Source organism: Mesorhizobium sp. M0815 (genome assembly GCF_040319995.1).
Lineage (GTDB): Bacteria > Pseudomonadota > Alphaproteobacteria > Rhizobiales > Rhizobiaceae > Mesorhizobium.
Genome location: NZ_JAMYOU010000049.1, coordinates 1 through 26,926 on the forward strand (window position 1 = coordinate 1; position 26,926 = coordinate 26,926).

Here is a 26,926-nt window from a genome sequence, read left to right on the forward strand (position 1 = left end):
GGCCCCCGCCCGCCACACACAACCACCATCCAAACCCCAACCCCCCCCCAAAAAATCCCCCCCCCCGGGGCGCCCCCCCCCGGCCCCACTTTGTCCATCAATTGCGCCCGGGGGCCCCCCAACCCCCCCCCCCCCCCCACCGCGCCGATGATCCCGAAGTCCGAATGGTAGATCCACTTCCAGATATAGGAGGCGGCGACGGCGCTGATGACCCAAGGGATGATCAGGATAGCGCGCAAGACACCACGGCCGATGAAGTCGCGGTGGAGCGCCAGCGCTGTGGCAAACCCCAGGATAAAGGAGATGAAAGTTGACCCCAGTGTCCAGATCAGTGTGTTCCAGGTGACTTTCCAGAATACCTGACTTGTGAGGATGGTCGTGTAATTGTCGAAGCCGATGAACGTCTTGTCACGGAGCTGCAGACCGGGCGGTGTCTTAAAGAACGACAGCTCGACCGTGTAGTAGATCGGATAGGCGATGACGATGAGCATCACGGCGATCGCTGGGAGCACATACGCGTAGTCCGCACGATGCTCCCAGATCTTCCGCAGCGCGCCGGACCTGCCAGGTTGCAATTTTCGGCGAGCCTCGGCCTTGCCGGTCACGATCGTCACTTGTGGCGTGCCTTTATTCTTCGGAACGAGGCGGCTGCGCCAGCAGCGCAGCCGGTCAGGTCGTAGGTCAGGCTTGGACTAGAGTCCGCCCATCAGGTCTTTTACCTTCTTGGCCGCGTCGTCCGCTGCCTCGTCGACGGTCATTGCTCCGGTCAGGGCATTCTGTAGCATGTCCGGGATGATGATGTTCATGATCTCGGGGGCCTGCGGTAGCGCTGGGAACGGAATGCCGTATGGCAGCATCGAGGTGGTGACGTCGAGGAACTTGATGTTGTCCAGACGTTCCTTCATCCACTTGGTCTTGAAGCCGTTAAGGTTGCCCGGGTTCGAGCCGGCGTAGGCCATCTTCAGCGACCATTCAGGGCTCGTCCACATGCAGATGATAGCTTTCGCAGCCGGCTCGTCTACCTTGCCGCCCTCGACATATTCGGGCTTCAGGATGTGAATGTTCGAGCCGCCGAACACGACGGCGCGCTTGCCGTCGGGGCCAGTTGGAATCAGGCCGTAGCGCATGTTGTCGATGACCGTCTGCGCCTTGTCCTTGTCGGTGCCCGTCGCCTTTTTCTGCAGGTCGAGCATGACGTTGTAATCGGACGGGTGCGAGATCATCATGCCGAGCTGGCCGGCGACGAACAGGGGCTGGTTATCGGCCTGCTGGTTGGTGAGCGCCGAAACCGGAACCGACTTGTCGCGAACATACATGTCGTAGGAGGCTTGCAGCGCCGCCTTGCTCTGGGGACTATCGAGCTGGACCTGCTCATAGGTCGGATTCGCGGTGGCTTCGTCGAAGACGCCGCCGCCATAGGCCCACAGCTGTGGCATGAAACGGTACGGCGTATTGCCGGCATTCTTGCGCGCCACGAGGCCGTAGCCGGCAATGCCGAGCTTGTCGTGGATCTGCTTGGAATATTTGACGACGTCTTCCCAGGTTGCCGGAGCCTTGTCCGGATCGAGGCCCGCACGCTTGAAGATGTCGGCGTTCCAGATGAACGCCATCGTCTCGTTGTTGGTCGGAATGCCGTAGGTCACGCCCTCCCAGGTCACGGCCTTCATGGCGCCGGGCCAGAAATCCTCGGTCGAATACCCCACATCCTCTGGCTTGAGCGGCGCCAGATAGCCCTTTGAGGCGAACTCGGTACCACCCAGGATTTGCAGGCGGACCGCCATCGGCGCGGCATTGCCCAGGAGCGCCGTGCGGAACTTGTCGAGAAGGTCGTTATAGGTGAGGGCTTGTTCCTCGAGCTGGATGTTCGGATAGGTTTTGCGGAAGGTCTCGAAGAAATCCTTATAGTACTGGCGCAGGAGGTCGGGGTCGCCCTCGAACACGCCCTGATACCAGAAAGTCAGCCGCCCCTTGTAGTCGAGCGGGGTGACCTTGGCGCAATCGGCCGCCGTGTCAAAATCCTGTGTGCCGGCGATGGAGCGCACATATTCCGGCGACCACTTGCTGAGGTCGACCGGTGGCGCAGCCAGCGCCGATGTGGGCATCAGGGATGCCATCAAAGCAGTGACGACAGTGCCGCGCAGGATCGCACTGCCGAGCGTAATCCTCGTCATAGGTATCCTCCCTGGTTCTCCCATGCCGCCCTGCGCCAAGGCAAAGCGGTCCTTGCTCGTTTCGATCGCGAGAATGCTCAATGTATCCTCTCGATCCCTTGGTACGTTTTCAGATCATGGATTGCCTGTCAACGCGCAGGATCGTACATTGTTTGCGAAAGCCGTGTGTGATATCGGGCAAGGTATGTATTAAGTTAGGGAGCCGGCCTTGGCCGAAATAAGCGATTTCAAAGCTATGCCACCTGTGGGCACCGATCCCATCGGAGCCTCCAGCGAGGGCGCCTCGCTTTATGAATTGATTAGGGAAGACATCATCGAGGGACGGCTCGCCGCCAACGAACGGCTTGTGGTCACCGATCTCGCCCGGCGTCACGGCACCTCGACCAATCCTGTGCGCGAGGCCCTGCAGCTGTTGCGCGGCGAAGGCTTTGTCATCTTTGTCGCCAACCGCGGGGCACGCGTCCGACCCATTGATCAGGATTTTGTCCGGGATATCTACGAGATCGGTGTTCTGATCGAGCCAGCCCTGACACGATGGTTTGTGAATATGGCTACCGGCGAGGACATTGCCGAACTCGAACGTCTCCAAGGCCTGATTGAAGAGAACAACTTCGCCGACACATTCAGGCACAGTGAGCTGGATACCGCTTTCCACACCGTGATGTACCAGCGGCACTATAACCGCCACGCCGCCGAGCTTTGGTGGAAGCATCGCGAAGTGCTGCGAGCCGTGAGCCGTCGTTTCAACTTCACGCTGGCGCGACGTGCCGCGATCATGCGCGAGCACCGCGAGCTCATCGCGCTCGTAAAGGCGGGAGAGGCCGACAAGGCGGCCGAACTCGTCTCCCGCCATGTCGAGGGCTCGGGCCGGCATATTCTCGAACAGATGCGTGCGCGCAACGCCGCCCGGGCCGGATAGAATGTCCAGTCCAGAACCTCGTTAGGCTGACCATTCTCAGACAAAGGTTGTTGAGATGAAAATCACGAGCATTCGGCCGTGGCTGATCAAGTCCGATGCTTCTTATTGGGGAGAGTTCCTGTTCGTCGAAGTGACGACCGACGAGGGAGTGAGTGGCTGGGGAGAGATCACCACCACCACAAGGCTCGCCAACCGCGCGCTCTGCACGATCCTGCGGCAGATCGGCGTCGCCGTGACAGGCGAGGATCCGGCGCGTATCGAGCATCTCTGGCACAAGATCTTCCGCAGCTTCACCTACATGGGAAGCCGCGGCGCCGCCGTCGAATGCGTGAGCGCCATCGACATAGCCCTCTGGGACATCCGGGGCAAAGTCCTCGGCAAGCCGATTTACGAGCTGTTGGGCGGACCGGTACGCGATGAAATCGCGCTCTACACCCATCCCAACCAAGCCAAATTCACCAGCAAGGAAGCCGTGGTCCGCGAAATTCTAGACGTCGTCGAATCCGGACACACTGCGCTCAAGTTCGATCCGTACCCGCACCAGGGTCGCAGCGCCGATGGCCTGCCTCGCGAACAGCGGGACGGCTATCTCGATGGCAGCATGACCCGCAAGGACGAGCGCGAAGCCGCCGAACTCACGGCTCTGATCCGTGAAACGGCAGGGCCCGATGTCGACATTCTCATCGATGCGCATGGCCGTTTCGACGTTCCCACCGCCATTCGCCTCTGTCGAAGTCTCGAGGAAGCCGGTCAGATCGACTGGTTTGAGGAGCCCTGCCCGCCCGAGAGCCTTAACGCCCTCAAGCAGGTGCGTGAGAAGGTCAATACCGCCATCTCGTGGGGCGAGCGCGGCCACACGAAGTGGGATTTCGTGCCGGTACTTGAGAACAAGCTCGCCGACTACATCATGCCCGACGTCACCTGGACCGGCGGCATTACCGAACTCAAGAAGATTTCTGCCCTTTGCGAAGCCTACTACGTCCCGGTCTCGCCACATGACGCCGCGGGACCGATCAATGTGGTTGCGGGAGCGCAGGTGATGATGACTGTCCCCAACTTCTACAAACTCGAAACGTCGGAGTGGAACCTGGGCAAATACGATCACCTGATCGACAGACCGCTCGACATTTCGAACGGCAGCCTCAAGCTGACGTCGAAGCCTGGTCTCGGTATTGAGATGGACCGCGACTATCTGCAGGCCCACGAGATTGAGCTGGGCTAGCAACACTCTATGGCCAGGGTGCGGGGCGACAAGCCGAAAACGAGGATAAGTCATGGCAAAGACAGGTGGCGCCGACGAGGCGCTCAATCGGGTGAACGCGAACTCCAAGCCATCTCAGCTTCGCATCACCGACATGCGGGTAGCCGAAATCGTCGGCGCGCCGTTCACCTCAACCCTGCTCAAGATTTACACCAATCAGGGCATCGTCGGACTTGGCGAAGTGCGCGACGGCGCCAGCGCCACCTACGCGCTGATGCTGAAGAGCCGGCTGCTTGGCGAGAACCCTTGCGACATCGACCGCCTGTTTCGCCGGATCAAGCAGTTCGGAGGGCACGGCCGGCAAGGCGGCGGCGTCTCGGCGGTCGAAATCGCGTTGTGGGATCTCGCCGGCAAGGCGTATGGCGTGCCCATCTACCAGATGCTCGGCGGCCGGTTTCGGGAGAAGGTGCGCCTCTATTGCGATACCGATGCGACCGTGCCGAGCGGCACCGAGACCGGCAAGCGCCTCAAGCAGCGCATGGCGCTTGGCTTCACCTTCCTCAAGATGGATCTGGGGCTGATGCAGATCGCGGATGTACCCGGTGCGGTCGTATCCCCTGCCGGCTCACTTGAAGGGTACCGCGTCCACCCCGGCCGTGGCCCGGTCAAGACCACGGAGGAGCGGCGCGCCCGCAATGCCGCGTATGATTTGCATAATGTCCCCCACCCGTTTACTGGCCTCCACTTTTCCGACAAGGGCCTCGATCTGCTAGAGCAGTACATTGCCGAGGTTCGCGAAATTATCGGCATGGATGTTCCGCTCGCCATCGACCATGTCGGCCACATCTCACTGCAGGACGGTATTCGCCTCGCCAGGCGGATTGAAAAATACGTGCCAGCCTGGCTCGAGGATGTGATCCCATGGCAGTACACCGAGCAGTACCGACAACTGCAGGCCGCCACCACGGTGCCGATCTGCACCGGCGAGGACATCTACCTTAAGGAGGGCTTCGAGCCTCTGCTCAAGAGCGGCGGCCTCTCCGTTATCCACCCAGACCTGCTCACCAGCGGGGGCATTCTGGAGACCAAGAAGATCGGCGACATGGCACAGGATCACGGCGTCGCCATGGCCATCCATATGGCCGAAAGTCCTATCGCCGCAATGGCCGCGGCACATGTCGCGACCGCGACCGAAAACTTCATGGCGCTCGAATACCACTCTGCCGACGTCGACTGGTGGGACGATATCGTCGCCGGCGTTTCCAAGCCGCTCGTGAAGGACGGCTTTATCACTGTTCCGGACAAACCTGGCCTGGGGATTGACGACGTCGTCGACGAGGTGATCTCGCAGCATCTGCAGCCGGGTGTCACCGGCATCTGGCAGCCCATGGATCACTGGGACGACGAGTATTCCTGGGACCGCACCTGGAGCTGAGGCGAAAAACAACCGAACATGAAGATCACCGACCTCCGCTGCGCCGTCATCGGCAGGCATCCCATCGTCCGCATCGTCACCGACGGGGGCCTCTATGGCCTGGGCGAAGTCGAGTTCACCAAGACCTATCTCAAGCCCTGGGTCCTGCATTTCCGCGAGGCACTAATCGGCGAGGACCCGACCGACGTCGAGCGGGTGATGCTGAAGATCCGCCAACGCGGCTCTTTCAAGCCCTATGGCGCGGCGGTAAGCGCTATCGAGCATGCGCTGTGGGACATTGCCGGCAAGGCCGCAGGCGTGCCGGCCTACAAACTGCTCGGCGGCAAGGTGCGCGACAAGGTGCGCGTCTATAACGGCTCGATCCGCCAGAAACGCACGGGCGACCGGCCGGAGGATTACGCCGCTGACGTCAAATGGATGATGGAGCAGCCGCAGAACTTCTTCATGATCAAGCAGGGAATCTCGTTCCACTCCGACATGAAGGACACCATCGAGGGCTTTCACTACGGCGTGACGCAGAAGAAGGCCGGCTATCACGGCGCCATGGATCAGGGCGTGATCAGCGAGCGCGGTTTCAACCACATGCTCGACTGCGTGATCGCGATGAAGGAAGTGCTGGGCGACAAGGTCAGCCTGGCGCTCGACTGCGGCCCGGGCTGGATGCTGCCCGATGCGATCAAGTTCGCGCGCGCGGTCGAGAAGTACAATTTGATGTGGCTCGAGGACATGCTGACCGGCGACTATGTGCCGTGGGTCAATCCGCAGGCCTATCGGGAGCTGACCACCTCCACCTCGACGCCAATCCATACCGGCGAGCAGATCTATCTGCGGCACAATTTCAAGGAGCTGATCGAAACTCAGGCGGTGCGCATCATCGGCCCCGATCCTGCCGATATTGGCGGCATTGCCGAGCTCAAATGGGTCGCCGAGCACGCCTATATGCACTCGATCCTGATGGCACCGCACGGCACCGCGAACGGCCTTCTCGGCCTCGGCGCGCTGATCAATGTCTGCGCCACCCTGCCCGCCAACTACATCGCGTTCGAATACCCGAGCGCCTCCGACCCCTGGTGGGAGGATCTCGTAATCGGCCTGCCGTCGCAGATCGTGAAGGACAGCATGGTGGACCTGCTGGAAGCGCCGGGGCTGGGCCTCGATATCGACGCCGAAGCAGCCAGGAAGTATCTCGGGGAAGAGGATGCGGGCTTCTTCGACTGAACCGTCCTTCTTGCGCCACCCTGCACACGCGCACTGATTCTCGCAAATTGGCACCGGAATGACCGTTTCGGGCCGACAGCGGACTGTCGGCTTTTGGACACATGGGGCGAATAGCGGAAGTTGAACTGGAAAGCGCCATATGTGTCGGATTGGCCCACATCACACGGCGTCACGGGCCACCAATCCTAGCCGAACGGCATTGGCCGATTTCCACCGCACCAAACTGTCTTTTTTCATGGGTCGAAGTGAGGCGATCCACGCCGACTAACTCGTGAACCACGCGGCATAATGCCGGTGCACGAGTGAAGCCAATGATCGAAATTCTCATGCCGCGTTGGTAACTCGGCTTGAACTAAAGACGCCACCCGCCATGCCCCAATTCAACGCGGTTGATCTCGTTCGACCAGCCATCTTGCTGGTCGGGCCCTTAGTCGTATTGGCACTCGCGGTGGGCCACTAGTGCCCCCGATGATGCGATGTCCGGCAGATGAGGGGCTCATCACTCTTGGTACCACGATGCAACAGCAGCTAGGACCGGCCATGTTTTGTCACGAATGGTGGCGTGTCGATGTCGGATTGATCGCCCCGGCCTCGTCATTCCAGAAAATGAAGGAGCAACGATATGTCTGAAAAGGAAGTTTTGTCTGTCATCCGGGGCCAGGAAGACGCAACTGCCAAGGGGGACGCCCGCGCCAACGTCGATGCCATGGACCCGGATGTCGTGGTTTTCGATCTGCCGCCGCCGCTTGCCTATCGAGGCGAACAGGCACGCGACATCGAAGGGATAAATGCTTGGTTTGCAACTTGGCGCAACGGCGTCACCGTTCACATGGCTGACCCGCAGCTCATAATCGACGGCGATCTTGCAGTGGCCTTCGGGCTATCGCGCATGACTGGCATTAAGACCGATGGCACAAAGGTCGACTCCTGGAGCCGGCGAACCATCGTGCTAAGGCGCATCGCCGGTTCTTGGAAAATCATCCACGAACATGCCAGCTTCCCTATGGCTATGGACGGAAGTGGGCGCGCTGTGACGGATCTCTTGCCGTAGTTCCGGAACGCCTAATGTCCTCAATAGGGATGTCGGCTTTCACGCGGCAGGGGTTCGTAGGTGAACGGTCGATTTGTGAGGCGCAGAGCAGAAGGTCGGCTTTCAAACCCGGAGCGACAAGAGCGGACCTTTGGTCGGTGCAAGTGTGTCATGACGTGACCCAACGCGGTCGTTCAATTGCGACCGTCGCTTGCTGGAGCTGCGTTAAGTCGGTCGGAGGCCAATGGCATTTTCAATGGAACGCTAATATACATGGAAACCCGAACAAGCAGCGCCTGCCAGATACTTGAGGAATGCCATGCGAAGGCTCATCTTCACGGCAATGTGTATCGCCGCCGCAACAGCCGCTAACGCCCATGATTGGTACGAAGACAAGATTGACCCGCAGACCAAATTCAAGTGCTGCGGTGGTTCTGATTGCCGCGCCGTACCTCGGTCTTCGGTGCGGTCCAGGGTAGACGGTGGTTACACTTATTTGCCGCATAATTTCACCATCCCACGGGACCGTGTACAGGAATCCCCGGACGGGCAATACCATATCTGCGAAAATAAATACGTCGTAACCAATCAGCTGTATTGGCGTTGCTTCTTCGCACCTCGTGTCGATGTGTCTATACTTCTAAAGCATTAACCGCGCATCGCTTCCGCAATTCACATCCGCAAGGCGCTAGTCCATTAATTCTGTTGAACTTTCTTCAAAATTGTCGAAGCTCAAGCCGTGCGCCACTGCCCCAGGGATTTTATCGAGTACGTCGCGGCTACCAAGAGCCTGCGCGCCCTGGGCGTAACTCCATAGGGCGCTGCCGCGGGTGACTTCTGGCGGACTCCGCGAATTCAGTGACAGTCCAGATTTTATCGTGTCGGCACGATCGTGGTTGTGTAGATTGGCTGTGTGGCCGTCTTGCAGGCATTGTTGTTCCAGGTCCACTCGCCACGTGACGCAACGCGGTAGCGGCTGGCGATTTCGACCACGATGGACAGCCAAGCGATAGGGGATAACTGGCGCGGGATCATCGGCACGGTTCATGCGGGAGCAGCATTCGCCAGATGCGGGAGCTACGGCTGCAGTCTCGAATTTGACGCATCAGCACTTGCAAATCGTCGGCCGAGGTCTTTTGCTCGCGCGATAGTTGCCCTTGACCGTTGAATGGTTGGCGAACAGATGAATAAAATCGATCGACGGCGGCCAGAGTCGGAAGCGGACGCCACCGTAAATGCCGCGAGACTTGGAACTCGGCTGCGCCTCGCCCGCCAGACACGCGGCATGACGCTGAAGAGCCTGGCCGCGGCTGCGAATTGCTCGGAAAGCCTGCTGTCCAAGATCGAGAACGGCAAGGCTTCGCCGTCCCTGCCCATGCTTCACCGTCTGGTTGAGGTTCTCGACACCAATATCGGCTGGATGTTCGAGCAGGTCGACGACGACGAGGCGATCGTGTTCCGGGCAGGCGCGCGGCCGTTGATCGCGCTCGACGCGTTACGGCGCGGCGAGGGAATCTCGCTCGAACGCATCATCCCGTATTCGGCCGGCCACCTCTTACAATGCAACATCCATCACATCGAGGCAGACGGCGAGAGCGAAGGTCCAATTCAGCATGCCGGCGAGGAAGTCGGCTACGTCCTCGCTGGCCGGGTCGAACTGATCGTCGACGGCAAGCGACATGCTCTCGCCACCGGCGATGCCTTCGTTTTCAGGTCGGAGCTGCCACATCATTACCGCAATATCGGCAAGGAACGCGCCAGCATCTTCTGGGTCAACACGCCGGCGACTTTCTGAGCAACGCTCAGCGTTCATTTGGATTGACAAATATTCAAGTCTCTTGAATGCTTGCCTCGTGCCTGTAGCACCAACGGGAACCAGCCGGTCTGGTCCGCAAGCAAGGGGAACCGAAAATGCGTCTGTTCAAACTTCTCGCCGGCTGTGCCGCCGCCATTGCCATGGGCTCGGCAGCCATGGGATCGGCGCTTGCCGATACGTTCGCACTCGTCAACATCAACCAGCAGGCCCTGTTCTTCAACCAGATCAACGAGGGCGCGCAGAAGGCAGCCGACGCCGCCGGCGCCAAGCTGGTCATTTTCAACGCCAACAATGTGCCGAGCGCGCAGAACGACGCGATCGAGAACTACATCACGCAGAAAGTCGACGGCATCATTCTGGTCGCCATCGACGTCAACGGCGTCAAGCCCGCGATTACTGCGGCCAAGGCGGCCGGCATTCCCGTCATCGCCATCGACGCGCAGATCCCCGACGGCGACAACGTTTCGTTCATAGGTGTGGACAACACCAAGGCCGGCGAGGACATCGGCAAATTCTACGCCGACTATGTGAAGACCGAGATGGGCGGCAAGGCCAAGATCGGCATCGTCGGCGCACTCAATTCATTCATCCAGAACCAGCGGCTCGACGGGTTCAAGAAGGCGGTGACCGAAAGCGGCCAGACCGTCACCTTCCTGGACACGGTCGACGGCCAGAACGTTCAGGAGACGGCGTTGAGCGCTTCGGAAAACCTGATGACCGCCAATCCGGACATGAACTCGCTCTATGCAACCGGCGAACCCGCCTTGCTCGGCGCCGTTTCGGCTGTGACCAGCCAGGGCCGCACCGGCGACGTCAAGGTGTTCGGCTGGGATCTGACCAAGCAGGCCGTTCAGGGCATCGACGACGGCTGGGTGGTGGCGGTCGTGCAGCAGGATCCGGCAGGCGAAGGCAAGGCCGCGGTCGAAGCGTTGGGCAAGCTCAAGAAGGGCGAGAAAATCGACCCGATCATCAATATCCCGGTGACGATCGTGACCAAGAAGAATGTCGACCAATACCGCGCGATGTTCAAGTAAACTGCGTCGGCGACCGAGTCGCGGAGCCGCCTGAAGCTGCGCCGCGGATACCTGGCAATCGCGTGGAATCCCAGATGAGCAGTGGCCAGACCTATCGGGTGCGGATGAGCGGCATCTCAAAGCGTTACAACGCCATCCAGACGCTCGATGATGTGTCGCTGACGCTGAAGCCGGGCGAGGTGCTGGGGCTGGTCGGCGACAATGGCGCCGGCAAGTCGACATTGAGCAAGGTGCTGTCGGGGGCTGTGGTTCCCGACGCCGGCACCATCGAGATCGACGGCAAGCCGGTGATCTTCAGCTCGCCGGCGGACGCACGTGCGGCGCGCGTCGAGATGGTCTACCAGGACCTGTCGCTCTGCGACACGGTCGATGTCGCCGGCAATCTGTTTCTCGGCCGCGAGCCGCGCCGCCGCATCGCCGGCATTTCCTTTCTCGACAAGAAGCGCATGCACGACGAGACGCGCCAGATGCTCGATCGGCTCGGTATCGTCATTGCCGACACGCGGCTCAAGGTCGAAAACCTCTCCGGCGGGCAGCGCCAGTCGATCGCCATCGGCCGCGCCGCCTCGTTCGAGCCGGCCGTGCTGATCATGGACGAGCCGACGGCAGCGCTTGCGGTGGCCGAGGTCGAGGCGGTGCTCGAACTGATCCGCGCGGTCAGCGCGCGCGGTGTCAGCGTCATTTTGATCACCCACCGGCTGCAGGACCTGTTCCTCGTCTGCGACCGCATCCAGGTCATGTATGAAGGGCGCAATGTCGCCGAGCGGCTGATCGGCGAGACCAATATCGAGGACGTGGTCAATCTGATCGTCGGCCGCAAATTCAGTGCGCGTTCCGCCACCAACGGCTATCGCGGTGGAGCGCCGGCATGAGCGATGCGATCCACGCTGCCCAGCCCTCACGAGTGCGCAAGGGCACCTGGCGCGATGCGCTGCTCGCCAATGGCAGTGTCGTCTCGATCGCGCTGTTCTTTCTGGTCGTCTGCATCATCTTCTCGGTGGCGACCGACGCCTTTCTGACGTCGCCTAATCTGTTGAACATCCTGCGGCAGTCGGCGCCGCTGCTGATCGTCGCCGCGGCAATGACTTTCGTCATCACCACTGGCGGCATCGATCTTTCGGTCGGCTCGGTACTGGCGCTGGTGGCAACGCTGTCGGCGACGCTCTTGCAGTTCGGCCTGCCATGGCCAGTCGTTATCCTCGCCATGTTGGCGCTCGGTGCCCTGCTTGGCGCGGTGCAAGGCTATTTCGTCGCCTATGAGGGCATCCCGTCCTTCATCGTCACGCTTGCCGGGCTTTCGGTGATCCGTGGCGTGGCGCTGCTGATCACCGGCGGCTATTCGATCCCGATCGAGCCCGGAAGCGCTTTCACCGTGCTGGGCCGTGCCTGGTTCCTTGGCGTGCCGGTGCCGGCGCTGATCGCGCTGGCGATCCTGGCCATCGCCTATCTCGCCTTCAACGAGACGCCGTTCGGCCGCTATGTCACCGGCATCGGCGCCAACGCTGAGGCGGTGCGGCGCGCCGGCGTCAACACGCGGCAGACGACGCTCTTCGTCTATGTGATTTCCGCCACCGCGGCAGCCCTTGCCGGGATCATCATTGCTGCCCGTCTTGGATCGGGATCTTCGAATGCCGGACAGGGTTTCGAGCTGGAAGTCATCGCCGCCGTCGTGCTCGGCGGCACCAGCCTGTTCGGCGGCCGCGGAACGATCATTGGCACGGTGCTCGGCGCGCTGACCGTGGCCGTCATCGGCAACGGCCTAATCCTGGCGCATCTGTCGCCTTTCCTGACGCCGATTGTCACCGGAACGATCATCCTGGTCGCCATCTGGCTGAACTTCCGCCTGTTCCGCGGCGCCGTGCGGAGCCGTTGAGCCGATGGGCGGTCTGTTCGATGACGCGGTGCCCGGCCAGCGGCTGGCGATCGGGGTCGAAACCGGCCATGTGATGACCGTGCTCGGCCCGGTTCCGGTCGAGGAGATGGGCATCACGCTGATGCACGAGCACATCTTGCTCGATGGCGCGCGCAGCTGGAAATGCCCCCGCCATCCCGATGACATGGCGGTCGCCGAGCAGCCGGTGAACATCGAGATCATCGGCGAGTTGCGCATGAACCCATACGTCAACCGCGACAACGTTTCGCTCGACGACGCCGACCTGGCGCTGTCAGAGCTACAGCGCTATCGCGCACTGGGCGGCCACACCGTCGTCGATGCCACCAATATCGGCATCGGCCGCGATCCCGAAAAGCTCGCCCGTATCAGCCGCATGTCCGGCCTGAAGATCGTCATGGGCACCGGCTTCTATCTCGAGCACACCCATCCCGAATGGCTGAAGGCCATGGATGTGGACGCGGTGACCGAATTCATCGTCAACGATGTCGGCGGCGGCGAGACGCAGCCGCCGATCATGGCCGGGCTGATCGGCGAGGTCGGCGTCAGCAAGGATTTCACCGCCGAGGAGCGCAAGTCGCTGACAGCTTCGGCGCGCGCCTCGCGCATCACCGGCGTGCCGCTGTCGATCCATCTGCCGGGCTGGGAGCGGCTGGCGCACGAGGTGCTCGATATCGTCGAGGCCGAGGGCGCCGATCTCCGCCATACCGTGCTCTGTCACATGAACCCGAGCCACGACGACCCCGACTACCAGACAAGCCTCGCCCGGCGCGGCGCGTTCCTCGAATACGACATGATCGGCATGGACTATTACTATGCCGACCAGGACGCGCAATCGCCCTCCGACGAGGAGAACGCACGCGCCATCGCCGCCCTTGTCGAGGCCGGTTTCGGCGACCGCCTGCTGTTGTCGCAGGATGTCTTCCTCAAGATCATGCTGACGCGCTTCGGCGGCTTCGGCTATGGCTATATCCTGAAGCATTTCATACCGCGCCTGAAACGCCACGGCGTCGAGCAGGCGGCCATCGACCGCATGCTGATCGCCAATCCGAAAAGCGTATTCGCGCGGCTCTAAGCGGCCTGGAATTACACGGGAGTTCAAATGTCCAAGAAGAAGATCCTGCTTGCCGGCGAATCCTGGGTGTCGACCGCGACCCATATCAAGGGTTTCGACCAGTTTCCGACCGTCACCTACCACACCGGCGCCGACGAATTGCTGGGCGCGCTGAAGGCGACCGATTTCGACGTCACCTTCATGCCGGCGCATGAGGCGCAGCGCGGCTTTCCGCAGACGATGGAGGCGCTGTCGGCCTATGACGCGGTCGTGCTATCCGACATCGGCGCCAACACGCTGCTGCTGCATCCCGACACCTGGGTCCACTCGAAGCCGACACCGAACCGCCTGCGCCTGCTGCGCGATTATGTCAGCGGCGGCGGCGGTCTGTTGATGTTCGGCGGCTACTATAGTTTCCAGGGCATCAACGGCGGGGCGCGCTACCGCAAGACGCCGGTCGAGGACGTGCTGCCTGTGAACTGCTTGGCCTATGACGACCGCGTCGAGGTTCCGGAAGGTTTTGCGCCCGTACCGAAACCAGGGTCGACACATCCCATCCTCAGGGGCCTTGGTTCGGACTGGCCGATCCTGCTCGGCTTCAACGAGGTGAGGCTGAAGGACGGTGCGGAAGTTCTGGCTACCGTGTCGTCGGACTATGGCTCGCTGCCGCTGCTCGTCACCGGCCACTATGGCAAGGGCCGCACCGTGGCCTGGACATCCGATGTCGGGCCGCATTGGCTGCCGCCGCAGTTCATCGCCTGGCCAGGCTACAAGACCCTGTTCGAACAGATGCTGGGCTGGGCGACCGGTGAGAGCTGAGCCATGCGCGTCCACGTCGTCGGCAATGCCTGCGTCGACACCATGTTTCGCGTCGGCCGCTTCCCGGCCGCGGGCGAGACTTTGAATGCCGTGAGCTATGCCGACGGGCTCGGCGGCAAGGGCGCCAACCAGGCAGTCGCAGCAGCACGGACTGGTGCAGAGGTGACGTTCTGGACGGCGCTCGGCAAGGACCCAGCTGGCGCATGGATCAGGAGCCGCCTCGACAACGAGCTGTCCGACCTTGAGGTCAGCCAATTCGAGCTGCCGAGTGACCGCTCGACCATCGTCGTCGATGGAGGCGGCGAGAATTTTATCGTCAGCGGCGTCGCCTGCAGCGAAGCGTTCGATCCGATAAAACAAACTGCGCTTGCCCGCTGGATCGCGCCCGGCGACATGCTCGTCTGCCAGGGAAATTTGCCCCTCGCCGCGACCAATGCCTGCCTCCGAGCAGCAATGGAAAACGGCGCGCGCACCGTCCTCAACGCCAGCCCCATCGATGCGGCATCTGTGCCCGATCTCGGACTGGCGGAGGTTTTGGTGGTCAACCAATCCGAAGCGCAAGCCCTGACCGGCCAGAGCGATATGGCAGCCGCCGCGCGGGCGCTGGCGGCCAGAGGCGCAGGTATTGTCGTGATCACGCTCGGCGGCGAAGGCTGTCTCGTGCTTGGTCCGGACCAGACGGAACCGCTTCGCTTGCCGGCGCCGCGCGTCGAAGCACTCGACACCAGCGGCGCCGGCGATGTGTTCTGCGGCTGTCTGGCCGGCGGGCTTGCCCGGGGCATGCCGGTCACCTCGGCACTGGAGCTGGCGCTCGCCGCCGCCGCAATCGCCGTGACACGGCCGGGCACGCTGGCATCCTGTCCTTCCGCCTCCGAGATGGCGGCGCTCATCGATCAAATGGAGCTCTCATGACCCAGATCGGCCAATCCGGCGGCGACGCGCTCGTGGACCTTTTCGGCCGCACCAAGGTGGTGATCGGCGTCGTTCACCTGGCGCCGCTGCCCGGCGCGCCGCGCTATGATGGCGAGGCGATCGAGGCGATTTACCAGCGCGGGCTCGACGATGCCCGGGCCTATCTCGATGGCGGCTGCGACGGCGTCATCGTCGAGAACCATGGCGACATCCCCTTCGCCAAGCCTGACGATATCGGACCGGAGACGGCGGCCTATATGGCTGTCGTCTCAGACCGCATCCGCCGCGAGCTCGGCAAGCCGATCGGCATCAATGTGCTGGCCAATGCCGCCATCCCGGCCTTGGCGATCGCTAGCGCCGCCGGCGCCGGCTTCGTCCGCGTCAATCAGTGGGCGAATGCCTATGTCGCCAATGAGGGCTTTGTCGAAGGCGAATCGGGCCGTGCGGCACGCTACCGCGCCAGGCTGCGCGCCAACGGCATCCGCATTTTCGCCGATGCCCATGTCAAGCATGGCGCACACGCCATCGTCGCCGACCGCCCAGTGGAGGAACTGGTCAAAGACCTGGTCTTCTTCGACGCCGACGCCATCATCGCCACCGGCCAGCGCACCGGCCACGCCGCCGATTTGGGCTACATAAGCATGATCAAGCAGGCCGCCGGCCTGCCGACGTTGGTCGGCAGCGGCGTGACGCCGGACAACGCCAACGATATCCTCGCCATTGTCGACGGGGTCATCATCGCCAGCGCGCTGAAGCACGACGGCGTCTGGTGGAACCAAGTCGACTCTGCTCGAGTAAAGGCGTTCATGGGTGGTCTGAGGCGATAGCTGACTTCAACCCCCCACCGCACCGAAGGGCCGCAGTCACCCGCGCGAGGGGCGGGAGCTCTTCGGGCTCGCCCGCCGCCCAGAGCAAAAGATGGGCATCGAGCAGAAGTTTCATGCGTCGCCGCCAAACAGCTTCCCGATTTCCTCATCGGCCATGCGATCAACATCGTCTGGAACTGAAAACTGCCCGGCCATAAACCCAACGCGACGCATTTCGCCGGCCGCAGGTGCGTCTATGGCAACGACCTTCACCATCGGCTTGCCGGATTTCGCAATTATGAAGGATTCAGCTTTGACCGCCCTGTCGACGAGACGAGACAGATGCGTCTTGGCCTCGTGAATGAAATCCCAGGTGTATTCATGGGTGTCGCCAAACATCAGGGTAATTGCTGAGTTCCTGTATTGCGCAAGCGAGATCCCTGTCTTCGTTCTGTAAAAAGGCTTGCCGAATTGCTTCCCAACCACGCAACGTTACAGTGGAAGAGACGATCCACCTGGCATCTTCCGCCTAGGCTGAAGCACAAGCTGCTGCCTTGAGCCGGTTCACGAGCTGCAAGGTATTCTCTCGTGATTTGGGCAAGGTCTAAGCTAAAGCCAACTATGGCCTCCTGCCTCTCGGCGCACACTTTCGCCCAACGTTGGAGCGTAGGCAATATTGTATTAGCGTCAATTTGAATACCGCCATCGTCGCTCCCGGCTCAGCCCCTGGCGCGGCGAATAGGCAGTGGTGGCGATCACCGCCGGGCGGCGCAGGGCGCGGGCCTATCCGCGTCTCAGCCGCAGCTCGCGCGTGACTCCCGGCGACAAGATTCGAACTCTGACCCCTAGAGTCGTGTTACTAATGTCAAATAGTTGTTTTGAACCAATTGCTTAATCAAAACATCGTTTTCGAAAGCCCTGGAAATCCAAGATCATCGGATCGCCTAGAGTAGAGGCTTCGTCTCGCGCACTTCCCGGTTCTGTCCGCGCGGTCGATCCAGCCGTTGGCGATTGAGCAGCATGGAATCGCCGAATTCATGCGTGCGATATCGGTGCTCGGCGAAGGCTGCGGAGGCCTTGGCGAGCAGAGCATCGTCGGCAAAGGCTCGCAGGAGCTCGAAATGGCTTTCGCCAGGCTGGTGGACGCCTGTTAGAATCGCATCGACCACGCGAAGTGGCGTGCCCAGCGCGATACGCCCTGTCGCAATGCCATTTCCGGCACGCACATTGCCGTCGGGGTTGGCAGCTGCCTCAAGCGCGCGCACCACGCTCGTGCCGATTGCGATGATGCGGCTTCCGCGGAGCTTCGCCCGCGCGACCTGCGCCGCCGTGCGCTCGGGAATGCGGTACGGCTCGTCGAGAGGGAGGCGCAAGTCGAGAGCGGGGTCCCCGGTGGAAGACACGCCCGCGGCATGCGTGAGTGTTGCGAAGCCCACGTCTCGCCGACGCCAGGCCTGGAGCGTGCGCCAGTCGAGTGCGAAGCCTGCCGATGGCGCCTCGAACGCCACCGGCCCGGCGGCAATCTTCGTCCAGACATTCCAAAGTGCCAACGGTTCGCGAACATGCGCATATTGGATCGGCCGGCCGTGCTGCGCCAGTCCTGCAAGCACCGCTGCGCGGTTGCCTGGGAAGCGCAACTCGAGAAGGCGAGGATGGTCGAGAAGGCACTCAATGACGGCTTCAAGCCGGCCGAGCCGGAGGTGATCGCCTGGTGATATCGGGGGCGGAGGCAGCCGATTTTCCGTGCGCATGCGGTGATCGCCCGCGCCGAAGGCAATCGCCAGGAAGTTGGTTGGGTCGGGAAATGTCAGCCAGCCTGCCAGGCGGATCTCGATCGCCTCGTCGCTGGGAAGGTGCGTGCCGCGCAAGCTGGCAGGCAAGGTCGCGGCGTCATTGGCGATGACCAGATCGCCGGCATCGAACAGTATCGCGAGTTCAGTGCGCGGCAGGTCGCGCGTCGCGCCGTCCGCCTCCACGACGAGCAGCCTGGCGGCGCGCCGATCCGGACGGTCGGCGGCAATCATCCGCGTGTCTCGGCGAGAAGTGTTGCGCCGGCCGGCAACGTATCGAGCATCTTTTCGATGATCTCGGCAGCAGCCAGGTCGGGACGCTTCAATGTCGACGGATCGGCGTCAGGAAGCGCCAGCGCGTGCAGCGGGGTGTCCATATCGCCGGGGTCGAGCGCGAGGTGCCGGATGCCGTCGGCCTTCGCCTCCTCGTCCCAAATCGCCGTCAGGTGAGCAAGAGCGGCCTTGCTCGCACCATACGCGCCCCAGCCGGGATAAGCGTTCACCGCCGCGTCGCTGGAGATGTTGATCACCAGCGCGCCACGGTCCTCGCGCGCGGACGCGGCAAGTGCACCGAACAGTGCTTTCGTCAGCCGGAACGCGCCGACGAGGTTGACCGCGAGCGCTTTTTCCAGCTCCTCGCACTCGGTATCGGCAAGGAGCGCCGGTGGAACGGGCCCGAGGCTCGACGCATTGTTGATCAGAACGTCGAGCCCGCCTAGGCTCGCGGTGACCTGCAACGCGATCGGGTAGATGTCGTCCTTTTTGCCGACGTCGCCGACGATGCCATGTGCGCCCGTCTCGTCAGCGATGCGTTCGACGTTCGCGGCAGTGCGGGCAACGAAGGCGACGAACGCACCCTCTCTGGCAAGCTGCCGGACAAGCGCCAGTCCTAGGCCGGACGTGCCGCCGGTGACTGCTACACGAAGTCCCTGAAGATCAATGTTGGTCAGCATTGACGATACTCCTTCAATCCGTACAACTTATTGGTACAAGCTGAAGTTAACTTGAGGTCAAGCATTCATTCCGTGGATCGATGCCGACCAGACTCACGTATCGCGGCGCACCTTCGCCTTGTCGGCCAGCGGGCTGATCGCATGCGAGCGGGCCGGAACGGGCGCAAGCGCAGCCGCGATCATGCCGAGCCGGATCGCCTTATCGTCTTGACGCCGCGTATTGGCTGTCGATCGAGGCGATCGGCTCCGAGTTCGCCGTGATTATCAGGCCGGTGAAGGAAGCGTGTCGCCGTGCAAGCGCCATCGGGTTGCGGCGGCGGAAACAATTCTCAGCCTCGCCGAACGCCACCAGTACACTACCAATCTGCAGGCGCGGGGCTTGGGAGGCTCGCGATCGGGCCTGGTCGGACTGATGCTGCCCATCCACGACAATCGTTACTTCTCCGCCATGGCGCAGACTTTTGAGGGACATGTGCGCAGCCGGGGCCAATGCTCGGTCGTGGTCAGTGCCAGCCGCGACCAGGAGAGGAACGGCGGACGCGGAGACGTTTTCTCGATGACGGCGGCTTCGCCGGCTGACCAAGGTCCGTTGGCTTCACTCAACCAACGAGAGATGATCATGATCTGGACCGAGACGATCGGCTTCCTCGGAAGCTTCTCCACCGTTCTCACCTACTCAATGAAAGCCATGCTGTGGCTGCACATCACGGCGGTGCTGAGCTGTTTGTGCTTTGCCACCTATGGCGCCCTCATCGGCAGCTTACCCTGAGCCTGATGGAACTGGTGCTGCTGCCGATTAATGCCTGGCGCCTGTTCGAACTTCTCCATCAAACTCAGCCGGGCCGGATTCAGGGGGCCCGAAAATGCCAATACCGCATCTCTGGCTGCTGCTCCGGTGGGCGCTTTCCCTCTGGGTGCTCGGCCGGATCTGGCTTGTGATCGCCGCTAGCGACCGCTTTCAGGAAGTGGCAGAGCTCGTCTCAACCGCCGAGACGAGGCGCAAATTCGCCTAGCGCCTCAACGCCGCATAGTTCCGCCTTTGATGGGCGACAGTGGACCGGCGGTTTTCGGGATGACCATCTTCCATGCCGAACGGCTGTGAAGCGACGCATTGCGGAAATCGAGCCCCGTAACTGAGCGGTGGCTTTCAGAACATGATGACCTCTCCGCGAAGTCGAGAGGCCATCGTGATCAGATCTCGGTTCCCTCGGCGATGTGAGCGCGTCCCCGACCTCGACATCCGGATGGCGAACCGTATTCTCGATCTCGGTGTGCCCAAGCAGGATCTGAACCGCCCGGAGGTTGCCTGTTGCCTTATAAGAAGCGGATCGAAACCGGAAGTTCGACGCGAATTCAACGGAGAGCTCGCCGGCTGTTCACGCTGCTCTACGCGCTCAGTCCTAAGACAAGCCGCCAGAGAACTGGCCTTCCAGAAGCGACGCAGGTCAAGGGAACGTCGCCTCGCCGGGCATCTTTGCAACTGCGACGATCACTCTGGCACGCCGGAGATGCCCAGCGCCTCGACATAACGCTCGGCGAACACCTCGTCCAGCCACGGGTTGATCTGTCTCTGCAGGGTGAGCGTGTAGGTCGGGAACGCCTTCATAAGACGCCGCGCCGCCGCCTGCGCCTCGTCCAGCCGGTTGAGTTTGACCAGCGCCATGATCACCACCCGGTGCGAGGAGCCGTAGTTCGGCATCTCGTGCAGCGCGCGTTCTCCCCATGCCAGCGCTTCCTCGTAGCGCTCGAGCATCAGGTAGCTCATCCCGATGCCGGAGAGCGCGATGCCCTTCTCGGGGTCGATCGGGCTCAGCCGCATTGCCCTGTGAAAGTGCTCGATGGCGACGAGCGGGCGGCTGGAATGTGCGTTCACCCAGCCGCTGCCCGTATGGCCCTGCGCCGAATTGGGGTTGAGCAGCAGGGATCGCTCGATCGTGCGCAACGCCATCTCGTAGTCCTTCGCGCTGTAGGCGATCACCTGCGCGGCGAAGCGTAGGCTCGTGGGATCGTCGCGCGCTTCCGCCAGTACCTCTCACGCCATGCGCGCGGCGACTCGGATATCGTCGGGCTCGTGCCAGCACTGGCTCACGGATAGGCTGCGGATATAGGCGCCGAGTGCCTTCGCCAAGTTGAAGCCAGGGTCGATGCTGAGCGCCTCGTTGGTGAGCCGGCGCACGTCGGCAAAGCCTTCGCGCGTCATGCTGTAGAAGCGCGGCAGCGCGCGAAGGTAGAGGTCGTAGGCGCTGATGTACTCGGTCGGTTTCATGCGCGCCTGCTTGATCTCCTGCAGCCGGATGCTCGGTTCGACCGCACCGACGACGCTCTCGGTCACCTTGTCCTGCAGGTCGAAGATGTCGCTCACATCGCCCTCGAAGCGGTCAGTCCAGACATGGTGCCCACTGATCGCGTCCACCAGCTGCCCGCTGATACGCACCCGCGATCCTGCTCTGCGGATGCTGCCTTCTAGCACGTAGCGGACGCCCAGCTCGCGCCCGACCTGGCGCAGGTCTACCGCCCGGCCCTTGTAGGTGAAGGACGAGTTGCGGGCGATCACGAAGAAGGAGTTCACCCGACTCAATCCCGTGATGATGTCCTCCACCAGCCCGTCGGCGAAGTATTCCTGGTCGGGGTCGCCGCTCATGTTGGTGAAAGGCAGGACCGCGATCGAGGGTTTCTCGGGCAAGGGAGGCGATGCAGCCACCGAGGCGCTGGCGTCGGTCTCGACGCGGTAGGCGCGCACGGGCCGCTCGATGTTCTTGAGGCGCAGGTTGCCGAGCGGCGTGAAGCCGCAATCGAGCTTGCCCTGAAGGTGGTCGTACGCGGTGCCGGAGACGACCACGGTGCCGGGATCGGCGATGCTTTCGAGTCGGGCGGCGATGTTGACCCCGTCACCGTAGAGGTCGCCGTCCTCCTCGCAGACCACGTCGCCGAGATTGACACCGATGCGCAAGCGAATCCGCTCTTCCTCGGGCACCTCCGCCTCATGTTCTGCCAGGGCCTGCTGAATCGCCATTGCCGAGGTCACCGCGTTAACGACGCTCGCGAACTCGCACAGCATGCCGTCGCCGGTGAGCTTGACGATCCGACCCTGGTGCACAGAGACCAGCTGTTCGAGGAGGTCCTTGCGGTACATCTTCAGCCGCTCGAGCGTGCCGCGCTCGTCGCGCTCCGTCAGGCGCGAATAGCCGACCACGTCGCAAGCCATGATCGCTGCGAGGTGGCGCTGCGTGGTCACTGCACCGCTCAGCCAAGCGCCTGCACGCGGGCCGCCCCGCGTCCATGTCCTGCCAACTTCCAGACGCCCCATGCGCATGGTATCCATCTCTCCCAGTCGCCGCCGTCGCCGATATAGAACGCAGAACGCAGCTCGACCTTGCCTTCACGAGGTTTCGCTATCCCTCTTACGAGGCGTGGAGCGTTCCAGTCGCCGCGCCCACGCAGCCTCTGGAGACGCTGACACGTCACTCCCAGAAGGCCGGAGATATTTCTTGCCCTGTGTAACCGGTTGACGCCACCGTGGCGGTGCTTTTGTCACGGCGATGTAACAGCGAGATGGCCTGCGAGCGCGCGCATCGGGCATTACACCAGGCGTTTGCGCTTAGAGGTGCTGAGGTCGGCAGGTAGTGCGGGCGCGACCTTCAGCATGGTCAGCTGCGATGTCTGCTTTTGGGCGAAAGCAAAATCCGCCTCTGCGGCCGATATTGAAGCGCAAAACTGCCATTCACTTCGTGATAGATGTAGGCCGGCTTCAATTCAGAACCGACCTCGGCCAAAGGCTACCTTTGAGCCAAGATGGCCTTAGTTGCATGTGATTGGGCAAACACGCCGACATCCTCAGTCGGCTATTGTCAAGCCGCTCGGGCTTCATGTCTTCGCCGCTCACCATTTTGTCACGGCGGAGAAATCGAGCTTGCCTGAGCCGAGGATAGTCACTTTCGCAACGACGCCCACCTCGGCCGGTACCCTCAGGTCCATGGCGCCATGAGGCCTTGGCGAAGACCAGGAATTCGGCACGCGTTGCGCTGACGGCCTCGGTGACGAGGATCAAAGCAGTCGAATTCGGCATTCCGGCACGCATACGTATTGGTGGTCAGGCTCGCTGGCGGACGCCCTGTTCCGCCTCTGGTTGGCGCGAGCTAGCCTTTCGAGCCGGCTGGGGCGATTGCGCCTGGAACAATATCCGTGTTCTGAGCCACCTTGATTCGCCATCCCGACTGCCCTTCTTGGACAATCAGAAGCAATATGCCTTTCCTAACCCCGGCCGGGGAGCCGTCCGGAGCAAATGCTCCCGTTAGCGTCCAAGTGTAATGAACAGAAGCAAGCCCCGGAGCCAATTCCACAACCGACGAGATGTCGCCTTCTAATCGGCTATCCCGAAACATGGTGTCATGGGTGGCGCGGTGCGCCGCTTCGATCTCGGATCGGTTCTTCCACCAAACACCTACGACGTTAACGAAATTAGCATCGGAAGCGAACAGAGACGCAAACTCATCCATGTCATGCCGGTTCCAAGCGTTCGCAAAAGCGGTAGCGACATGCTCGGGCTTATCAGACGTCACGCTCATGACCCACGTCTCCTGCGTACCTCCGCTAAGCATATAGGAGCCGGGACCGGATGCGACACGGCAAAGGTCAAATTTCAAATTGACGCACTACCGGCAGCGGAGGAATTGCGACATCCAATGTGGGATCCTGTTACGATCCCCTATGGCCATCCGAATAGTGGTTATCCTGGCGCTTCTTTCCGCCTTCGCCTACGGATTCGCAAAACTCGTTGAACGTTATGGCGGCGTTGGCGATCAGCCTTCTCCATGTGAAGAAGGCTCAACCCTTGATTGCCCAGACCGCAATGCGCCGCCACCTTAAACCTGAGCCTAAGCATTCGAGCGCGCTTGGAATAGGAAGTCGCGTTCGCGCCAATCAAGCGGAAGACCAAAGTCTGCACGGCAGAAGAGCGAATTGATGGCTATCATCCTGACATGATAGCGTTGCCGCACCTTGCCCGAGGACGGTGTCTTCGCGCCATTCCATGCACACGCCATGCGTCGCAGTTGCGCCACAAATGCTCAGGGCGCCAGTCCGGCCTTCCCCCAAGTGACAATCATGGCGTCAGGCGCCGCAGGCTGATGGATGTTGTCTGGTCGGTCATCTTTGATGAAACCGTACCGGATGCAGACGCCGAAGGGGGGCGGAAGGCGACTAAGAGCCCGCCAATTTCGTCTAAGTTCATGTCCGCCGTTTGCAAGTAAAAATGCGAAAAGCCACTACGGTGCGAGGACTTAGCTTGCGTTCTTGAGCCTTCGACCTTTTCTCTAGCACGCGGCAGCGGCAGTAGTCCGGAGCAGTGGGTCTGAGTGCCCCTATTCTGCTCCTAGTTTTTGACATTCGGAGACGACTAGATGGCCAAAATCAAGCTAACCAAATCTGCGGTTGACGCCGCCGCCCCGCAGGACCGCGATTACGCATCCGGCAGGGTGAAGACGGTGCAGGGCGCCGCGATGCCGCGCAGCACGTGTTCGCCCAGCGGCACCAGCCGTGTGGTGGTCTCGGCGGCGACCGCGCCCGAGATCAGCACCGAACGGCCGAGCGGCCGGCATAGCCCCTCCAGCCGGCTGACCAGGTTGACCGCGGGGCCGATGGCGGTGAAATCCAGCCGGTCGACCGCGCCGATATTGCCCCACAGCATCTCGCCGAGATGCAGCGCCGCACCGAACGGCAGCCGCGGCAGGCCCTGCGCCTGCCGCCCCGCATCGAGATGGGCCATGCCGGCGCGGGCGGCGACGACGGCGCGCAGCGCCGCCTCGCAGGCCTCGGCCGGCGCAGCGGTGACCGGGAAAATCGCCAGCATGCCGTCGCCGATGAATTTCAGCACTTCGCCCCCGAAGGCGTGCACCGCACCGGCGACGCGGTCGAACCAGGCGTCGAGCGCGGCGATCACCGCCGCGGGCTCGGTTGCCTCGGACAGGGCGGTGAAGCCGCGCAGGTCGGCATAGAGCAGCGCGGCGTGAATGGTTTCTCCGGTGCCGCGGCGCAAGGCACCGCCCTGCACCCGGGCGGCACTGCGCCGGCCGAGATAAGCCTCGAGTAGCGCTGTCAGCGCCGCCCGCGCGGCAAGTGCGGCAAGGGGCGCCGCGGCGAAGCGCGCGGCCTGGCGCAGCCGGGCAGCCTCGGCGGGGCCGAACGGCCGGATTCCGGCCCAGCCCAGCACCGGACTATCCGGCGCCCGGCCAACCGGGCCCTCCTGCACCGGGCCGAGCTCCGCCAGCCAGTCGCGCCCAGCCTGGCCGAGCGGACCGCCGGCGAAGCTCAGCGCCTCGATCACCGCCCCGGTCTCCGCCCGCCAAAGCCAGGTGCGGCGGGTGATAATGGGATGCGGAACCGCGAGCGTCAGCGCGCCGCCGGCCAGCGGCAGGCCGTCAGCCAGAAGTCGGCCGCCGAGCTCGGCCAGAAACCGATCGGGGGCGGCCGAGGCGCCGGCCCAGGCGAGAGGCGCGGGCAGATCCATGGCGCGATTATGCGGCCACCGCACCCGGCCTGTCATCCGCGCCGTGACGATGCGCAGCCGGCCCGCCGATCTATCCTCCCCCCGCCCCCGGCGCTGGTACGGTCCGATCCTCGATGGCGCCGGGTTCGACCCGCCCTGCGAGCCGGCGTCCGCCGTCAAATTGCAACGGGCTCACGGGCGGCGATATCGTGCGCGGAAGGCCGTCACCCCCTGCCCGTGTGGCCGTATTTGGGATCCGGGCCGGGATCACGCCCGGCTGCAACCTCGCCCAGCCTGCCGAGGTAATGAGCCCAGCCCTCCGCATGGCCGGCGCATTGCTCGGCGTTGGGCAGGCCGGTGTGGGTCAGGCGCAGCAGCGTTCCTTCCGGCTGCTCGATCAGATCGATTTCGACCAGGCTCGATCCCGGCGGCACCTCATCGCTCTCCTCCCAGCCGAAGCTGTATGCCAGACGGTGCACCGGCACCACCTCCCGGAAGGAGCCGCGAGCGACGCGAGCCCCGGTAACATTGACGAGATAGAGCCCGCCGGGCTGCGGCTCGAGCTGCGCCTCTGTTCCCATCCAGCGCAGGATCTTCTCCGGATCGGTCAGGAGGGCAAACAGCGCAGCGGGGGGCGCCGGGATGTGTGTCTCGCGGCGGACGACGAGGGCCTCTTGCATCGGCTTCCTCCATAGTTGGGACAGTTGGAGCAATTATAAACCAGTTGGCTGCTCGTGCGATAGAATATGATCGGACATCGACACTGGAGTGACAAGTGTGGCGAGATTCCGATGGGCACTCGCCGATCACAGCCGCGGCGCATGCGCTCCGCTTCGGGAGGCGTTCGAAGCGTTGGGTGCCGCATCCGATATCCCGAGGATCGATTCTCAGAGATCAGTTGCATCACCGGAGATTGGTTTCGGGCTGACGCTACGCGAGCTGCACGTGCTGCGGCTGGTGGCGACCGGCAGGTCGAATAAGGTGATCGCTCATGAGCTCTGCCTCAGCGGAAAGACCATCGACCGGCACCTCTGCAAATTCGCAGAACCTAAGCGCCAAAACTGGCGCGGTGCTCCTACGCGTAGCTGATTCCCGTCAGTGACCGGGGTTGCGGCGCGGAAACAGGCAAGCTGCGGCAGCTTCATGCCCCGTCGTCGCCCTCACGCCACCAGACGCGGAGCAGTTCGTGCAGTCGCGGCGACATCGTGGAGTGGCGGTCCTTGCGGCCCTTGCCCTCCTGGACGCGGCCGAAGTTGATCGGCCGCAACACCAATGCGCCCAGTATGATGATCGGCCAGCGGGCCGCGGAGGGACTGTCGGGAATTCTGTGCGCGAGGCCATGATGATGGAAAGGAGAGAATCATCGCATGGCTATTGAGAAGGAACTTCTGGA

At 62.4% G+C, this 26,926-nt stretch carries 25 protein-coding genes and 2 pseudogenes; 16 read left to right on the plus strand and 11 right to left on the minus strand.

What is annotated here, in order from left to right; genetic code table 11:
- The coding region (locus NKI01_RS29270; protein ID WP_352965611.1) for a carbohydrate ABC transporter permease at positions 1–614 on the minus strand (614 nt) is incomplete at its 3' end.
- A 78-nt stretch (positions 615–692) separates the two neighbouring features.
- Complete coding sequence (locus NKI01_RS29275; RefSeq protein ID WP_352919045.1) at positions 693–2,171, minus strand: ABC transporter substrate-binding protein; 1,479 nt, start codon at positions 2,169–2,171, stop codon at positions 693–695.
- Between the two features lie 208 nt (positions 2,172–2,379).
- Between NKI01_RS29275 and NKI01_RS29280 the strand changes: the two genes are divergently transcribed.
- From NKI01_RS29280 to NKI01_RS29340, 13 genes are all read left to right on the plus strand, one after another.
- A complete protein-coding gene (locus tag NKI01_RS29280) occupies positions 2,380–3,090 on the plus strand; it encodes a GntR family transcriptional regulator (RefSeq protein ID WP_023721827.1) in 711 nt (236 codons plus the stop codon).
- Between the two features lie 55 nt (positions 3,091–3,145).
- Complete coding sequence (locus tag NKI01_RS29285; RefSeq protein WP_352591035.1) at positions 3,146–4,312, plus strand: mandelate racemase/muconate lactonizing enzyme family protein; 1,167 nt, start codon at positions 3,146–3,148, stop codon at positions 4,310–4,312.
- A 52-nt stretch (positions 4,313–4,364) separates the two neighbouring features.
- Positions 4,365–5,726, plus strand: a complete 1,362-nt coding sequence (locus tag NKI01_RS29290; protein WP_352965613.1) for a mandelate racemase/muconate lactonizing enzyme family protein — start codon at positions 4,365–4,367, stop codon at positions 5,724–5,726.
- Between the two features lie 18 nt (positions 5,727–5,744).
- On the plus strand, positions 5,745–6,944 hold the full coding sequence (locus NKI01_RS29295; RefSeq protein WP_352965615.1) for a mandelate racemase/muconate lactonizing enzyme family protein: 1,200 nt from the start codon (positions 5,745–5,747) through the stop codon (positions 6,942–6,944).
- Positions 6,945–7,566: 622 nt separating this feature from the next.
- On the plus strand, positions 7,567–7,995 hold the full coding sequence (locus tag NKI01_RS29300; protein WP_352965617.1) for a YybH family protein: 429 nt from the start codon (positions 7,567–7,569) through the stop codon (positions 7,993–7,995).
- 1,162 nt (positions 7,996–9,157) lie between these two features.
- Positions 9,158–9,769, plus strand: coding sequence for a cupin domain-containing protein (locus NKI01_RS29305; protein WP_352965619.1), 612 nt, complete (start codon positions 9,158–9,160; stop codon positions 9,767–9,769).
- A 116-nt stretch (positions 9,770–9,885) separates the two neighbouring features.
- Entirely contained in the window at positions 9,886–10,824 is a 939-nt protein-coding gene (locus NKI01_RS29310) for an ABC transporter substrate-binding protein (RefSeq protein WP_352790407.1), read from the plus strand.
- Positions 10,825–10,898: 74 nt separating this feature from the next.
- Positions 10,899–11,696: an ATP-binding cassette domain-containing protein gene (locus tag NKI01_RS29315; RefSeq protein WP_023721835.1), complete on the plus strand. Its 798-nt coding sequence runs from the start codon at positions 10,899–10,901 to the stop codon at positions 11,694–11,696.
- Positions 11,693–12,697, plus strand: coding sequence for an ABC transporter permease (locus NKI01_RS29320; RefSeq protein WP_352548565.1), 1,005 nt, complete (start codon positions 11,693–11,695; stop codon positions 12,695–12,697). Before NKI01_RS29315 ends, NKI01_RS29320 begins: the two co-directional genes overlap by 4 nt.
- 4 nt (positions 12,698–12,701) lie before the next feature.
- On the plus strand, positions 12,702–13,790 hold the full coding sequence (locus NKI01_RS29325; RefSeq protein ID WP_352965621.1) for a phosphotriesterase family protein: 1,089 nt from the start codon (positions 12,702–12,704) through the stop codon (positions 13,788–13,790).
- 27 nt (positions 13,791–13,817) lie between these two features.
- A complete protein-coding gene (locus NKI01_RS29330) occupies positions 13,818–14,588 on the plus strand; it encodes a glutamine amidotransferase (protein ID WP_352790402.1) in 771 nt (256 codons plus the stop codon).
- 3 nt (positions 14,589–14,591) lie between these two features.
- Entirely contained in the window at positions 14,592–15,500 is a 909-nt protein-coding gene (locus tag NKI01_RS29335; RefSeq protein WP_352965624.1) for a ribokinase, read from the plus strand.
- Positions 15,497–16,327, plus strand: coding sequence for a BtpA/SgcQ family protein (locus NKI01_RS29340; protein ID WP_352483923.1), 831 nt, complete (start codon positions 15,497–15,499; stop codon positions 16,325–16,327). The genes NKI01_RS29335 and NKI01_RS29340 overlap by 4 nt, the downstream gene beginning before the upstream one ends.
- A 111-nt stretch (positions 16,328–16,438) precedes the next feature.
- Here NKI01_RS29340 and NKI01_RS29345 read toward each other — a convergent pair whose 3' ends face one another.
- The 3 genes from NKI01_RS29345 to NKI01_RS29355 all read right to left on the minus strand — a co-directional run bounded on the left by NKI01_RS29345 (position 16,439) and on the right by NKI01_RS29355 (position 19,049).
- Positions 16,439–16,705 carry a type II toxin-antitoxin system Phd/YefM family antitoxin gene (locus tag NKI01_RS29345; RefSeq protein WP_352919049.1) on the minus strand — a complete coding sequence of 89 codons (267 nt, stop codon included), beginning with the start codon at positions 16,703–16,705 and terminating at the stop codon, positions 16,439–16,441.
- A gap of 545 nt (positions 16,706–17,250) precedes the next feature.
- The gene (locus NKI01_RS29350) at positions 17,251–18,330 is read right to left on the minus strand and encodes an S-adenosylmethionine:tRNA ribosyltransferase-isomerase (protein ID WP_352919051.1); all 1,080 of its coding nucleotides are present in this window, start codon (positions 18,328–18,330) and stop codon (positions 17,251–17,253) included.
- Positions 18,327–19,049 carry an SDR family NAD(P)-dependent oxidoreductase gene (locus NKI01_RS29355; protein WP_352965626.1) on the minus strand — a complete coding sequence of 241 codons (723 nt, stop codon included), beginning with the start codon at positions 19,047–19,049 and terminating at the stop codon, positions 18,327–18,329. The genes NKI01_RS29350 and NKI01_RS29355 overlap by 4 nt, the downstream gene beginning before the upstream one ends.
- A 316-nt stretch (positions 19,050–19,365) precedes the next feature.
- Here NKI01_RS29355 and NKI01_RS29360 point away from each other — a divergent pair.
- Together NKI01_RS29360 and NKI01_RS29365 are read left to right on the plus strand one after the other, a co-directional pair.
- Positions 19,366–19,575: pseudogene (locus NKI01_RS29360) on the plus strand (LacI family transcriptional regulator); the annotation flags it as partial.
- Between the two features lie 337 nt (positions 19,576–19,912).
- A complete protein-coding gene (locus NKI01_RS29365) occupies positions 19,913–20,062 on the plus strand; it encodes a hypothetical protein (protein ID WP_352965628.1) in 150 nt (49 codons plus the stop codon).
- Between the two features lie 178 nt (positions 20,063–20,240).
- Here the strand turns inward: NKI01_RS29365 and NKI01_RS30920 are convergent.
- From NKI01_RS30920 to NKI01_RS29390, 6 genes and pseudogenes are all read right to left on the minus strand, one after another.
- Positions 20,241–20,377, minus strand: a pseudogene (locus tag NKI01_RS30920) (integrase); the annotation flags it as partial.
- 161 nt (positions 20,378–20,538) lie between these two features.
- Positions 20,539–21,027, minus strand: coding sequence for a tetratricopeptide repeat protein (locus NKI01_RS29370; protein ID WP_352965629.1), 489 nt, complete (start codon positions 21,025–21,027; stop codon positions 20,539–20,541).
- A 54-nt stretch (positions 21,028–21,081) separates the two neighbouring features.
- Positions 21,082–22,284: an adenylate/guanylate cyclase domain-containing protein gene (locus NKI01_RS29375; protein WP_352965630.1), complete on the minus strand. Its 1,203-nt coding sequence runs from the start codon at positions 22,282–22,284 to the stop codon at positions 21,082–21,084.
- 901 nt (positions 22,285–23,185) lie between these two features.
- On the minus strand, positions 23,186–23,614 hold the full coding sequence (locus NKI01_RS29380) for an SgcJ/EcaC family oxidoreductase (protein ID WP_031194889.1): 429 nt from the start codon (positions 23,612–23,614) through the stop codon (positions 23,186–23,188).
- Positions 23,615–24,507: 893 nt separating this feature from the next.
- The gene (locus NKI01_RS29385; protein WP_352965635.1) at positions 24,508–25,554 is read right to left on the minus strand and encodes an adenylate/guanylate cyclase domain-containing protein; all 1,047 of its coding nucleotides are present in this window, start codon (positions 25,552–25,554) and stop codon (positions 24,508–24,510) included.
- 203 nt (positions 25,555–25,757) lie between these two features.
- Positions 25,758–26,213: an SRPBCC family protein gene (locus NKI01_RS29390; RefSeq protein ID WP_352965633.1), complete on the minus strand. Its 456-nt coding sequence runs from the start codon at positions 26,211–26,213 to the stop codon at positions 25,758–25,760.
- A 97-nt stretch (positions 26,214–26,310) separates the two neighbouring features.
- On the opposite strand from NKI01_RS29390, the gene NKI01_RS29395 reads away from it, so the two are divergent.
- Positions 26,311–26,622 (plus strand): helix-turn-helix transcriptional regulator, encoded by a 312-nt coding sequence (locus tag NKI01_RS29395; RefSeq protein WP_352965634.1) that lies wholly within the window; start codon positions 26,311–26,313, stop codon positions 26,620–26,622.
- Positions 26,623–26,926 lie beyond the last annotated feature (304 nt).